Consider the following 13,158-nt stretch of genomic DNA (forward strand, 5'->3'; position numbering starts at 1 on the left):
TTCGAGGCTTCGACACTTCGAAGATCAGCCGGTGGCCGTTCATCTATGCGGGCACCATCCCAACGCCGGAGCAAACCCCCGGATCAGGTCGAACCCGTACACCACTTCCCTGGACGCAACCACGTCATGCGGTTGGGGCTGCAGCGGGATCTGCGGAAGATCCGCCAGGACTTCAGGCGGGCGACGCCGCGTTCGACGGGTGCTCGTGCCGCGGCCAGGGCTCGGTTGCGGGTCTTTTCGGTGGGGGTGAGTTCCTGGAGGGGCTTGCGCTTGATGCCGGTGGTCAGCCATGGGCCGGCGCCCTGGTAGGCGAGATCGGCCACGATCGGAACGCCCTGGCGCTCGCAGATGCGGATGATCCGGTGGGTGCGTGCGGCGGTCAGGTCGTGGGTGCGGCCCGGCAGGGCGGGCGAGAGCCATAACAGCTGGCCGCCGGGATCGGTGACGACCTGCACGTTCACGCCGTGGCGCCGGTGTTTGTGGGAGTAGTCGGCCCGGCCGTCGCCGACCCGGTCGCACTCGGCGAGGGTGCCGTCGAGTAGGACGAAGTCGGGTTCGTGCTCGCGCAGTGTCTTCAGCAGACCCGGCGCACGCGCGGCGAGCAGGTCGACGACCGCGCTGGTGTAGGCGTGGGCGGTGGACTCGCTGATCCCGAACCCGGCGGCGATCTTCGCCAGAGTGGTGTGTTCGCGCAGGTACACCAGTGCCACCATCGCGCGCTGCGACGGACGGAGCTTGCAGCGTCGGTCGCCCTCACGGGTGACGATCAGTATGGTGACCCACTCCACGAGTGCATGCGGCAGGTCGAGTGCGGCAGGATGGATGACCAACGAGGCCCCCGAGCAACGTGATTGAGACGTCAGACATCTCGATCAACAGCCCGGGGGCCTCGCTTGTTGCGTCACGGACCATCACCCGATCGGTGGCGACCTCGAAGAAGCTCAATGAGTGGGCGGAGAAGCGTGATAGGCAACCAGGTCTCGTCAGGGCGGTCAAGGGTGGTTGAATGTGCGGCAGCTCGGGCTGATGCTGACCGCCGTGATGCGGCGGCTCCGGCCGTGTTCAGCGGGGCGGCTCGAGGAGGTCCACGGTGGCCAGGCCGGTTTCGCCGTCGACGAGTTGGAGGGCGACCTCGGCGCGGGCGGCAAGGTCGAGCGGGTCGAGTCCTTCGGTGTAGGAGGCGTGGACGATGCGGTCAAGTCCGGCGCCCAGGAGGGGTGCGGCTGTCCGCAGGGAGGCGTCCAGTGCTACGCCTTGGGTGGCACCGCCGTGGAGGATGATGTTGCGGGTGCGGTAGAGGCGACGCATCGCGATGCGGAACGCGTGGTTGACCTCGGCGAGCTGCTTGCCCGGATTCTGTACGAGTGCGGCCATGCGCTGGGCGGCGGCGGTGTCGGTGTACTTCAGAGAGAGGGCCTCGGGCCCTCCGGCCCGGAGGGCGTCGGCGACGAGCCGGGCACGCTCGCGGTTGGCGGTGCAGGCGGCGATGGCCTCGGAGAGGGCGTCCGGCTGTCGACCTTGTAGAGGTGGCCCTCGTAGACGAGGGAGAGGACGTCGACGCCGCGGGCCGGGGGCTCGAGCGGTACGGGGGTGTCGTACCCGGCGACCCAGATGAACGGCAGCGGCAACACGCCTCCGCGGCGGCCGCGCAGGAACTCCGAGCGGGCGGTCATGCGGTCCAGGAGCTGGCGGGCCTGGTCGGCCGCGCCGAGAGGATCGAGCGCCTGGAGCTGGTAGACGAAACCCCCGCCGGAGCGGAAACCCGCGGTGCTGTGACCGTGTTCCCGGAGCCAGGCACCGACCTTGCCCTTGTCGAGCCAGTTCGGCAGCGACTCGGCGAGTTCGCGGTGGGGCACCTTGTCGAGAGCCACCAGGACGTCGAAGGCCTGCGTGCGGGAACGGGCGAGTTCCGCCGCGCTCTCAGCGATGTCGGTGGCCGTCAGCCGCGCGGTCCTGAGGCCGCGAGCCCAGTCGCGCAGGTGGAGGCCGCTGTAGCCGAGGTCCAACAGGTGGGTGGCCACGCTCCGGGAGAACCGCTCGGGCTTGACCCGCTTGGCTTCCTCGACGGCGATCGCCGTTACCCACCGGTCCAGATATCCGGGGCGCAGGTGCCCGATGACCTCCTTCAGCCGGCGCCGCTCCGGGCTGGGGTCGAGAAGGGGCTTGCTGAGCAGGTTCGTGACCTCCTTGCGGAGGTCTTTGTCGCCGAGACCGGCGTCCCGGCCGAGGATGGCCTTGAGCTCATGGCGCTGCCAGTCGCACGCGGAGGCGGAGAGCATGTTATGGGCCTGCCAGTGGCCGGCCTCCCACAGTTCCTCCAGCGCGAGGACGGAGCCTATGTCCCACAGCCGGCGGGGCCAGGGCGTACGCTCGTCGGCGAAGAAGTCCGACATACGCGCGAGGACATGGCGTGCGTAGGGGTCCTGGACTGCGGTGGAGACCATTCGGGCACCCTATCGGAGCCTGACCAGCAGAAACTGGCGAACAGGTCTGCCATGCTGCAATCGGTGCAGACTTGAAGGGGCACTCGCCATTTATGGCCACTGCCCCTCTTTTCTTTTGGTCCGCACACCGGTCGGCGTGCGGACCATTTGCTTTGCCGGGTCCTGGCGCCGGCGGACCACACGAGGCCCCGGAGCAGTTCCTGGTCCGGGGCCTCGTGGTTGCCGGGGCGGTCAGGCTCCGGTGCGCAGGTGTTCCTGCCGGGCCTGGACCATGCGGCGCCATGCGGAGCGGACGTGTTCTTCGCTCTCGGTCCAGCGGATGGCAGAGGGCCCCGGCAGGGGCAGGCCGGCCATGAAGTACGCGAAGTCGCCGCTGGCGGTGAGTTCGCGCAGGCGGTCGATGGTCGAGGTGGAGTGCTGGGCGGCAACGTCGGGGATGAGGCGCTTGTTCGCGCGGTCGCGCAGCATCAGGCAGGTGTTCACCAACCTCACGGCCGCCAGCGGCGGAGTGTGCTGCCTGTTCGACACCCGCGGCCCCGAGCAAGTGTGTTGGCTCAACGGTGAGACCACCCAGGAGATGGTCTCCGGTCCCGTTTTCCAGTTCGGCGAGCACTCGTGGCGACTTCGCCCGACCCCGAGATGTGAGCACAGGTATGATGTACCGCACCCTCTTCCGCCCCGGCCCGCTGGACGCCAACTACGCTCGAGCACTCGCGGACACGGCCCTGACGTGGTTGACGCCCCGGCGCAACAGCGCCATGTGAATCCTTGGCGCTGCGCGCGGGCCCAGGTCGGTCCGGTCGGGTTCAGGCGTGCCGCGACGCGGTGCACCTCACTGAAGGACGGCGACGAACGGACGGGGCTCCAGCTCACGGCCTGACATGCCGCGGGTGACGGCACGGCGGGCACAGGGCTGAGGCTGATTCCCTGGAGTTGACACCCTGACAATGGATCTTGCGGTCCAGGAAGGGGTGCCCAGGTGGTGCACCAGTCTCCGTACCCGTAGGAGTTCCGGAGGGACGCCGTCGAGCTCCCTCGCGCGGGCGGCGGCAGGCGCCGGCCTCATCTCCACCACGGCGCCGACTGGCGGCAAGCGCTGTGCCGGGTTCCGGGCGGCTCCTCCTCTGTCGCCGCCGCCAGGCCACCGAAGCGGCCCGCGCCGAACGCGCCCCGGGTGGTCGCCGAGATCCGCGGCATCCACGCGCCGAGCGCGGGGGACGCCTACGGCGTGCCGCTCGTTCGTGCCGACTGAGGGTCCGGAGACGGAGACCAACCGTGAACGCGTGGTCCACGGTTCGCCCTGCTGCCTGGCCGCCGCGATGGCCGCTCACCCACGCTCACGCCCGATCGCCACGGCCGATCTGCCAGGTCGTGGTCTCGCGCCTCGGACCGCCGGCCACGCGGGCCCGGGCTCAGAGTCCCGCGTCATGGACGAGGACGGCGATCTGGACGCGATTGCCGAGGCCGAGCCTGGTGAGGATGGTGGAGACATGCGCCTTCACCGTGGCGACGCTGATGAACAGTTCGGCTGCGATCTCGGCGTTCGTCCCGCCCCGCGCCACGGCCATCGCCACCTCCCGCTCCCGTTCGCGGAGGATGCCGAGGCGTGCTCGCGCCTCGCGGCGTCTGTCGTCGCCGGTGTCGGAGGTCAGCGTGGTGATCAACTGTTGGATCACCGTCGGCGAGAGCACCGGATCCCCCGTCACGACCTTGCGAACCGCTTCGACTATCTCTCGTGGCGGTGTGTCCTTGAGGAGGAAGCCGGCCGCCCCGGACCGCAGTGCCCGCAGGACGTATTCGTCGGAGTGGAACGTGGTCAGCATCATGATCTCGGGCGAGGTCGCGCCGCCGCTCCGCAGCGCCCGGGTCGCGGCCAGCCCGTCCATCTCGGGCATCCGGATGTCCATGAGCACCAGGTCGGGGGTGTGCTCCCTGACGAGCGGCAGTACCTCGCGGCCGTCGGCCGCTTCGGCGACGATCTCGATGTCTGGAGCACCGGCGAACAGCAGGCGCAGGCCCGAGCGGACCAGGGGATCGTCGTCGGCGAGCAGGATGCGGATCATGCGGACCACGGTAGCCAGGCCCGCAGCTCGAAGTGCTTCCCGCTGCGGCCGTGTTCCAGTCGCCCCCCGGCGAGCGCCGTGCGTTCGGCCAGACCGATCAGGCCCTGGCCGCTGCCGGGTATGGACGGCCGTGCCCCGGGCCGGGGGGCGCGGTTGCGGACCTCCACCGTCACGCCGTCTCCCGGACCGCCGCCGATCTCGAGCTGTACGGGGACACCCGGGGCGTGCTTGCGCGCGTTCGTCAGCCCCTCCTGGGCGATGCGGTAGACGGTTCTTCCGGTGAGCTCCGGGACAGCGTCCGGCTGCGCGATCCGCTGCTCGAGCTGCACGCACATGCCTGCCTGCCGCGATTCCTGCGCCAGCCTCGTGAGGTCCGCCAGCGCGGGCTGGGGACGGGGGGCGCCCGTCTCCTCGGCCGTGGGGGCCCGTAGCACGCCGATGACGGTACGCAGGTCCTGCAGTGCCCTGTGCGCGCTCTCCCGGATCACCCCGGCGGCGTGTTCGACTTCGTGCTCCGGGGCCCCCGGATGAAACTCGAGGGCCCCCGCGTGCACGCTCAGCAGGGACAGCCGGTGCGCCAGCACGTCGTGCATCTCGCGCGCTATCTCCTCGCGGGCCGCCCGCTGTGCCCGCTCGGCACGCAGGGCCGCCTCGGCCTCCGCCCGCTCGGCACGCTCGTGCAGGGCGCGGACGAATAGCCCCCACCCGACCACCACCGCCACCAGGGCCACGGACACCAGCCCGGGGATCAGCGTGTCGAGGCTCAGGAAGGGCCAGGCCCGGTACACGACCCCGGTGTAGAAGAGGGGCGCAGGGGCCAGAGCGAGAACCGCGACCCGGACCGTGGTCTGCGGCGGCCGGTGGACGGCAACCGAGAACAGCGCCACCATCGCCGGGACGGCGAGCGGGAGGAACGCGCCGGCCACGATCAGTCCGACGGCCAGTGGGGTCGGCCGTCGGTGCCGCCACAACAGGGCCAGGCAGGCGAGCACCGCGACCGCTTCCTGGACGGGCATGCGCGAGAGCTCCAGCATGTCGAGCGAGGTGCCGAGCGGCCCGAACGTGAGTTGCGGAAACAGTTCGTAGCCGCGGACGGTCAACTGAACCGCGACGACGGACGCCGATGCCGCGAGCAGGACCGTGAGCGCGTCGAGGACTCTCGCGGGGATGGGGAAGCGCATGCGTACAAGGTAGGCGACCCGTGCGCCACCGAACGCGTTCGAGCGGCGGTTGCGACTTTGGTAGGGGTCCGGCCCTCTGAGAACCCTACTTTCCGCGATCAGTTCCCGGTCTTATCGCCGATGTTCCGGCCTGCTCGTGCACCTAGCGTCGAGGTCCTCGACAGGGTTCGGCGCCGTCGGTGAACCGGCCTGGCTCGCCGAGGTGCCCGCCGCCGAGCGGACTGCCCGCTCGCACCCATCGCCCGAACGCTCCGCGTTCGGCGCCCCCCTGAAAGGAACGGGAACTTCGTCATGTCCCGGAACAGGAAGGCCGTCCTGCTGAGTGCGGTGGCCGCCCTCGCCGCTGTGATCGCCCTCACCGCGACAGTCCTCTGGCCCGATCGCATCTCGCCCTGGGATGCGAGGGTCCGCGCCTCGGTCCGCGAGCTCCCCTCCGGTGCCGTCGACTGCCGGGAGGCCAAGTGCATAGCCCTCACCTTCGACGCCGGCCCCGGCAAGGACACCCCGCGTCTGCTGGACGTTCTCAAGAAGGAGAACGTGCCGGCGACCTTCTTCCTCCTCGGCAAGAACCACGTGGTGCGACACCCGGGCACAGTGCGGCGTATCGCCGCCGAGGGCCATGAGGTCGCCAACCACACCTGGTCCCATGAGATCCTCACCGACCGGGACGCCGATGTGATACGCCGGGAGCTCTCCCTGACCCAGGAGGCCGTCGAGAGGATCACCGGACACCGGCCCACCCTGATGCGTCCGCCGCAGGGGCGTACGAACGCTGAAGTGGCCCGGATCTGCAAGGAGCTGGGTTTGGCGCAGGTGCTGTGGAGCGCCACCGCGAAGGACTACTCCACGACGGACTCGGCACTCATCACCCGCCGGATCCTGGACGCCGCCGAGCGCGACGGCATCATCCTGCTGCACGACATCTACGACGGGACCGTCCCGGCCGTGCCGGGCATCATCACGGAGCTGAAGGAGCGGGGCTACACCTTCGTGACCGTGCCGCAGCTCCTGGCACCGGGCGTCGCCGAGCCGGGCGAGGTCTACAAGCCGTGAGCAACTCCGGCCCCACTGCTCGGTGCGTTCGCCCAGCTCGGCCGCCGCCCAAGCCTCGCCGGCGCCGCCTCGGCCGGGAGACCGGGCTGAGGCGGCGCCGGCCGTTCGCCGCGTCGGAGACGGACACGGTCTGGCCGGCGTCGCGGGGATCTCCCGGCTGCGGCCGGCGAAGATCGGCGATGCTGGCCCCCAGCGGCCGTTGACATGGTGTCGGCATGTGGTTCACTCGTATGAGAACGAACTAGTCCAACTCTTCGAGTAGAAAGCAGAGTTGACTATCGATGGTCGCTGTGGAGCCCGGCTGGTTGCGTGGGGTGCTGCCACTGGCGCTCGCTGCCGTGCTCGCCGAAGGGGACCGGCACGGATATGCGCTGGTGCAGGAGCTGACTGTCCGTGGATTCGGCACGGTCCGCGGCGGCGCCCTTTATCCGGTGCTCGGCAGGCTCGAGTCCGAAGGAGTGGTGGAGGCGCGGTGGGAGCCGGGTGAGGGCGGGCCGGGACGCAAGGTCTACCGGCTCACCGATGTGGGACGAGCCCGGCTGCGTGAAGAGACCTCCGGCTGGAAGCAGTTCTCCTGCGCTATGGACCAACTCCTGGCCCGGGACGCGGAGGAGTTGCCGTGACGGATGAGATCGCCCGGTGGAGCGCGTGGGTTCGTCTGGGACTGGCTGCTCACTCGGTGGACAGCGCCCTCGCCGAGGAGGTACTGGAAGAGGTCGCACAGCACTGTGCGAACAGCGGTGAGAGTCCTGAGCACGCCTTCGGCATGCCGGAGGCGTACGCCGCCGCTGTGGTCGGCGAGCGCGTTCCACCCGAGGAGCGTCTCCGCCACCGGGATGGCCGGACACCCGAGGCGACGGCCCGCGCCGCACTCGCCCCGATCGGTACGGCGGCCCTGGTCGCCGGGGCCTGTCTGTGGGTCGCAGACGGATTCACGCTGGCTCTGACCCCTGCTGGACTGGTCGGCTCACCGTTCATCGCCGTGGCTCTGACGGCAGGTCATTTCGCGGCGTACACCGCGCGACCCCGACGGCGGGCCGCGGGATGGGTGCTCGTGGCCACCGCAACGGTGCTCGGTGCGACGGCTTTCACCGCCCTCCCCGACCTGGCCCTCGGCCACCTGCCCGCCCCTGTTCTGTGCCTGCTGGGCCTCGTGCTGCTCGGGTGGGCCATACAAGACACACGAATCGCTGACCCTGCAGGAGTCACCATGAAACCTCGGACGGACGCTCATACCGCAGTCGGGAGTGAGCAATGGCTCCGGCAACTGACCAAGCGGCTCGAAGAGCGCCACGCCGTGCCCCGCGCACGCGTCGCTGAGCTGACCAGGGAAGCAGCCGACCACCTCGCCGCCACCGAGCGCGCGCCGGACGACGAGTTCGGGCCCGTGGAACTGTACGCGCTGCGACTGTCCGAGGAGGAGTCCCCCCGCGCACGGTGGTGGCTGCGCAGCGACATCCAGAACGCGACCCTCGTTGTGATCTTCACCGGCTATCTGGCGGCCAACGTCGCCTCCGGCGGCCCGTTCTGGCAGACCGTCCTCGCGTCCGGCGCGCTCGCCGTGAGCCTGGCGCTCCTTGCCATCCCCCTGGTGCGCAGGCGACGCCGGAGCGCGCCCGGGCGATGACCGTGCCACCGGTGCGTGGGCTCGATGGCGGCTCAACTGACGGAGAAGCCCCGCCGACCGGTCCGCCTCGGACCCACGACTTCCGTGCAACGGTGCCCGGTGTCGAACCGGGGAGCGGGGGCCGCCGTGGTGTCCGGGGAGAGGGAGCGGGCAGCGCGAGAGCCCGACACCCCGCTTGCCGGGACGGCGAAATCGCGCACTCCCCGCGGCGCACCGACGCCGCTGGATGCGCCACCCGCCCGCCCGCCGCGTCGCGCGGTGGCTCACGCAGCGGCCGACGCGGCTGACGACGTGGACTCGGAGTTCACCGAAGCAGCCGTCCCTCCTGTCAGCCCCCGAGGTTCCCGACGCCCCGCCCCCCGGAAAGAGAATTCGCGAGCAGGCACTGTCCCCTCCTTGCCCCATCCCCTGAGAGATTCCCTGCATGTCCAGAACCGAGTCCGGCTTCAGCGTCCTGTCCGACGACTTCGCCGCCGCCCCCTACCGCTACTTCGCCGGACTGAGGGAACGCGCGCCGGTGCACTACGAGCCGGCGATCGACAGCTACTTCCTCTCCCGCTACCAGGACGTGAAGCGGGTGCTCACCGACCATGAGACGTTCAGCACCGAGACACTGCAAGTACGGGCCGAACCGGTGATGCGCGGACCGGTCCTCGCCCAGATGACCGGGGCCGAGCACACCGCCAAACGAAGAATCGTCGTCCGGGGCTTCACCGGGCAGGCCCTGCAAGAGCAGATGCGCGCCATCCACGTCAACGCCGCCGGACTCATCGGGCCCTTCCTTCCCCGTGGCCGGGTGGACCTCGTCAACGACTTCGGCAAACCCCTCGCCGTCCATGTGACGCTCGACGTCCTCGGCCTGGACAAGAAGGACTGGCAGCAGGTCGCCGCCTGGCACAGTGGGATCGCCGAGTTCATCACCAGCATCACCCTCACTCCAGAACGCCGCCGGCACTGCCTCGACTGCGCGGAGCGGATGGAGGCATACCTCGTACCCATCATCGAGCAGCGGCGCCGCCACCCCGGCGAAGACCTCGTATCGAAGCTGTGCACGGCCGAGGTCGACGGCATCGCCATGAGTAATCGCGATGTCACCGCACTGATCATCAACGTGATGGCAGCCGCTACCGAGCCCGCCGACAAGACCCTGGCCCTGCTCTTCAAGCACCTGATCGACAACACCGAGCAGATGGCCCAGGTCCGCCGGGACCCGTCCCTGCTGTCCGCCGCCATCGCCGAGACCCTGCGCTACACCCCGCCGGTCCAGCTCATTCCCCGCCGGTCGGAGAAGGACGTTGTGCTCGCCGGCACCACCGTTCCGGCAGGTGCCACCGTCTTCTGCATGATCGGCGCGGCGAACCGCGACCCGGACGCCTTCGCCGCACCGGACACCTTCGACATCCACCGCCTGGGCACCGCCCGCTCCTTCACCGCCGCCGCCCAGCACCTGGCCTTCGGTACCGGACTCCACCAGTGCGTCGGCACGGCCTTCGCCCGCGCCGAGATCGAAATCGTCGCCGCGATGCTCATCCCCCTGCTCGACCAGGTCCGTTACAGTCCCGGCTTCCGCTACCGGGAGACCGGCCTGTACACCCGCGGCCCCGCATCCCTGTCCCTCGACTTCACCCCCGTCCACGACGGCGTCCCGGTGCCCGACTGACAACGGGCACGCCTCGCCCCAGCCTCCAGCAGGCCTGCCGGGGTGACCATCCCCGGCTCCGCAGCAGGGGCCGTCCTGTCCCCGCACCCCTCCCGGAAGGGACCTCAGTGACACCGACCGACATCACCCGAGCCGTCAACGACCTGCTGTTCACCCCGGGCCTCAGCCTCGCCGAAGCCCTCGACCGGCATTTCACCCCCGACTACCGTCAGCGCACCGACGGCGTGTGGAGCGACCGCGCCGCCTTCGCCCAGCACATGACACGCCTCCGCTCCCTGGTGCGAAGCGGTCATATCGAGGTCCACGACGAGTTCCGGGACGGATTGCGTTACGCCGACCGCCACACCGTCACCCTCACCCAGCACAACGGCCGTACCTCCCGCACCGAGGTGTACCTCTTCGGCCAGCACGCCCCTGACGGGCGCTTTCAACGCGTGGAAGAAACCACCCTCCTGCTCACCGGCCACCCCGACGACCGGAACCTGGGAGTCATCGGCTGATGCCTGGCAGCTGCGGAAGGGTTCGGCAAGTGTGAACCCTGACCCGGCTCCGTCTCCGGGGCGGCGATCCGAGCCTTCTGCCAGCAGCCGGTACCCTCCCGAACCGCTGCGCAGGCGCAAGGTCCGGCCGGTGGCAGGTGCGACGCCCTTGTTAGGATCGCTAAAGGAGCGGCGGCCCTCCATCGACGGCGACCCTCCGACATGCCGTGGCGCGGTGCCGCGTCGACGACGGGCGAGGAACGACCGTCGTTCGTCGGGAGCGTGGCGGAGAGAGGGAGGGACCGGGGTCCGCCACCATCCATGCCTCGTCCCCGTGCCTGACGCCGCCAGACTCGGTGGATAACGCCCGGCATGACCGTCCGGTGCGGATACGGAGAGGGGAGCCGTCATGGGGTCCGTGGGGGAGAGACTGAGCAGCGCGCGAGTGCGGGCTTTCATCGGTCGGGAGGAGGAACTCGATCGCTTCGAGGAGGCGTTGACGGGCGATCCGCAGGCGCCCCTCGTGTTCTACGCGCACGGGCCGGGTGGCATCGGCAAGTCGACTCTGGTGCGGCGTCTGGCGGACCAGGCCCGTGCGGCGGATCGGTTGCCCGTCGAACTCGACGGACGTTTCGTCAGCCGCGACCCCGCCGACTTCGAGCGCGCGGCCGCCCCATTCGTGGATGTCCCCGGCACGGTCCTGTTCGTCGATTCCTTCGAGCACTGCCAGTGGCTCGAGAGCTGGCTTTGGCAGCACTTCCTCCCGCGCGCGGCGGACGGCGCCCTTGCTGTTCTGGCCGGCCGTCTCGCACCGCAGGCGCAGTGGAGCGCCGACCCCGCGTGGGCCGGGGTCCTGCACGTCACCGAACTGAAGCCGCTCGCCGAGGAACAGTCGCGCAGTCTGCTGGCCGCGGCGCGGCTCCGGCCCGAACTGCGGGACCGGGTGCTCCGCTTCGCCGGTGGCAACCCGCTGGCCCTGTCCCTCGCGGCCGCCGCAGGAGCAGGATCGGCGGGCTGGAGCAAGGAGGAGATCTGGGCTCCCTCGGCCGACGTCCTGCGATCCCTGCTGGTGGGTCTGATCGGCGAGGTGCCCACCGCTGCCCACCGCCGAGCCCTGGAGGTGGCGGCACAAGCACACTCCACGTCCGAGGAACTGCTGTCCTCGGTACTGCCCGAGGAGGATGCCCACCTGCTCTTCTCCTGGCTGAGGGACCTGCCCTTCATGGAGTCCACACACCGAGGGCTCCATCCGCACGACGCCGCACGCGGGACGCTGGCCGCCGACCTGCGCTGGCGAGCGCCGCATGCTTTCGCGACGATGCGCCGGCGATTGGCGGAGGAGTACCTGCGCATGCTGCGGGAGGCCCCCGAGGAGTACGTGTGGACCGTCACCGACGAACTCTTCTACCTCTTCAAGGAGGTGGAGACCCTGGCGCGTGTGCGCACCTGGTCTCGCGAGGACGAGGTGCACGACCGTCCCCTGCAGCCGGGAAACCTCGACGTCGTGATCCGGATGGCCGAGCAGACCGAAGGCAGGGCCTCCGCGGAGCTCGTCCGCTACTGGGCGCAACGCCAACCGCAGGCATTCAGCGTCTACCGTCTCGTGAGCACGGGCCGGATCGTGGCGTTCACGGCTCGACTCGTCCTGTCGGCCCCGCCGGATCCCCAGGACCTGGCCACCGATCCCGTCGTCGCGGCAGCCTGGCGGCACACCGACGCCACCGGGCCCGTGAACCCCGGCGAGCACATCGGCATAAGCCGCTTCTCGATCTACCCCGAGCGATACCAGATCCCCTCGCGCGTCATCGACCTGAGCAGTTCCCGGGCTCAGGCCGAAGCCGCCCGCGCTCGCAGACGCGCGTACGGCTTCGCCGTCTACCAGGACGCCGACGCCTGGGCAGTCCGCGTCAAGGGTTCCCTCGAGGACACCGGTGCGCGACCGCGAGTGGGTGAGCACACCTACGGTCTGTTCAGCGTCGACTGGCGCCAGGTGCCCGTCGAGACCTGGCTCCGCCGCTTCATATCAGCAGGTGACGCGCCCGCGAAGTCCGGACCTCCGGGCTTCCCCCGCGCCGCGTTCGACCAGGGCGTACGCGAAGCACTGGCGCACTGGCGCGATGCGGGTGCCTTCGGGGCCTGCGCGCTGATGCGCGCCCGCCTCGCTGCCGACCTCGCCGACCCCGTCGGGGAGTTGCGCGCCCTGCTGCGCCAGGCCGTCGACGAACTCGCCCGCGACCCGCGTGGAGTACGGGCCCGCGAAGCCCTGACCGCGGCGTACTTCTCCGGTGCGCCCACCCAGGAAGCCGCCGCCCGCCGTCTCGGCATGCCCTACGGCACCTACCGTCGCCACCTGCGCCAAGGCCTTGACCTGCTCTGCGAGACCCTGTGGCAACGGGAGCTGCATGGCCCCGACGAGAACCACGCGCGCACGACGTCGACGCACGAGTGAGAGCCGGGCCGGCGGCATCCCCCAAGGCCTCGGCCTCGGTCACGTCGGCGGTGACGCGTGCGACCGTGTCGGTGCGCAGGCGGGGCCCTGCGGTGCGCCGGTCGCCCTGTCCGCCAACCGGCAATGCGGCGGCGGAGGCGGAGGAAGCCGGACCGTCCCGTCGTCCGAAGTCGTTCGCGACCGCACGCCTGGATCTTCAGCC

Annotated in this window: 12 protein-coding genes; 6 read left to right on the top strand and 6 right to left on the bottom strand. The window is 70.2% G+C overall.

Annotated elements, in window-relative coordinates; all coding sequences use genetic code 11:
- Window positions 1-83 precede the first annotated feature (83 nt).
- The 6 genes from O7595_RS00210 to O7595_RS00235 all read right to left on the bottom strand — a co-directional run bounded on the left by O7595_RS00210 (window position 84) and on the right by O7595_RS00235 (window position 5,688).
- On the bottom strand, window positions 84-830 hold the full coding sequence (locus tag O7595_RS00210; RefSeq protein WP_269726695.1) for a transposase: 747 nt from the start codon (window positions 828-830) through the stop codon (window positions 84-86).
- Between the two features lie 232 nt (window positions 831-1,062).
- Entirely contained in the window at window positions 1,063-1,374 is a 312-nt protein-coding gene (locus tag O7595_RS00215; RefSeq protein WP_269726696.1) for a hypothetical protein, read from the bottom strand.
- A gap of 29 nt (window positions 1,375-1,403) precedes the next feature.
- On the bottom strand, window positions 1,404-2,444 hold the full coding sequence (locus tag O7595_RS00220) for a hypothetical protein (protein WP_269726697.1): 1,041 nt from the start codon (window positions 2,442-2,444) through the stop codon (window positions 1,404-1,406).
- Between the two features lie 231 nt (window positions 2,445-2,675).
- A complete protein-coding gene (locus O7595_RS00225) occupies window positions 2,676-2,972 on the bottom strand; it encodes a hypothetical protein (RefSeq protein ID WP_269726698.1) in 297 nt (98 codons plus the stop codon).
- Window positions 2,973-3,856: 884 nt separating this feature from the next.
- A complete protein-coding gene (locus O7595_RS00230) occupies window positions 3,857-4,507 on the bottom strand; it encodes a response regulator (RefSeq protein ID WP_269726699.1) in 651 nt (216 codons plus the stop codon).
- Complete coding sequence (locus O7595_RS00235) at window positions 4,504-5,688, bottom strand: sensor histidine kinase (protein WP_269726700.1); 1,185 nt, start codon at window positions 5,686-5,688, stop codon at window positions 4,504-4,506. Before O7595_RS00235 ends, O7595_RS00230 begins: the two co-directional genes overlap by 4 nt.
- A 291-nt stretch (window positions 5,689-5,979) precedes the next feature.
- On the opposite strand from O7595_RS00235, the gene O7595_RS00240 reads away from it, so the two are divergent.
- From O7595_RS00240 to O7595_RS00265, 6 genes are all read left to right on the top strand, one after another.
- On the top strand, window positions 5,980-6,741 hold the full coding sequence (locus O7595_RS00240) for a polysaccharide deacetylase family protein (RefSeq protein ID WP_269726701.1): 762 nt from the start codon (window positions 5,980-5,982) through the stop codon (window positions 6,739-6,741).
- A gap of 281 nt (window positions 6,742-7,022) precedes the next feature.
- Entirely contained in the window at window positions 7,023-7,364 is a 342-nt protein-coding gene (locus tag O7595_RS00245; protein ID WP_269726702.1) for a PadR family transcriptional regulator, read from the top strand.
- Window positions 7,361-8,368, top strand: a complete 1,008-nt coding sequence (locus tag O7595_RS00250) for a hypothetical protein (protein ID WP_269726703.1) — start codon at window positions 7,361-7,363, stop codon at window positions 8,366-8,368. The genes O7595_RS00245 and O7595_RS00250 overlap by 4 nt, the downstream gene beginning before the upstream one ends.
- A 424-nt stretch (window positions 8,369-8,792) precedes the next feature.
- Window positions 8,793-10,028 carry a cytochrome P450, cyclodipeptide synthase-associated gene (locus O7595_RS00255; RefSeq protein ID WP_269726704.1) on the top strand — a complete coding sequence of 412 codons (1,236 nt, stop codon included), beginning with the start codon at window positions 8,793-8,795 and terminating at the stop codon, window positions 10,026-10,028.
- A gap of 107 nt (window positions 10,029-10,135) precedes the next feature.
- The gene (locus O7595_RS00260; RefSeq protein ID WP_269726705.1) at window positions 10,136-10,528 is read left to right on the top strand and encodes a nuclear transport factor 2 family protein; all 393 of its coding nucleotides are present in this window, start codon (window positions 10,136-10,138) and stop codon (window positions 10,526-10,528) included.
- A 388-nt stretch (window positions 10,529-10,916) separates the two neighbouring features.
- Complete coding sequence (locus tag O7595_RS00265) at window positions 10,917-12,956, top strand: AAA family ATPase (RefSeq protein WP_269726706.1); 2,040 nt, start codon at window positions 10,917-10,919, stop codon at window positions 12,954-12,956.
- Window positions 12,957-13,158: the final 202 nt, after the last annotated feature.

The organism is Streptomyces sp. WMMC940, from assembly GCF_027460265.1.
GTDB lineage: Bacteria > Actinomycetota > Actinomycetes > Streptomycetales > Streptomycetaceae > Streptomyces.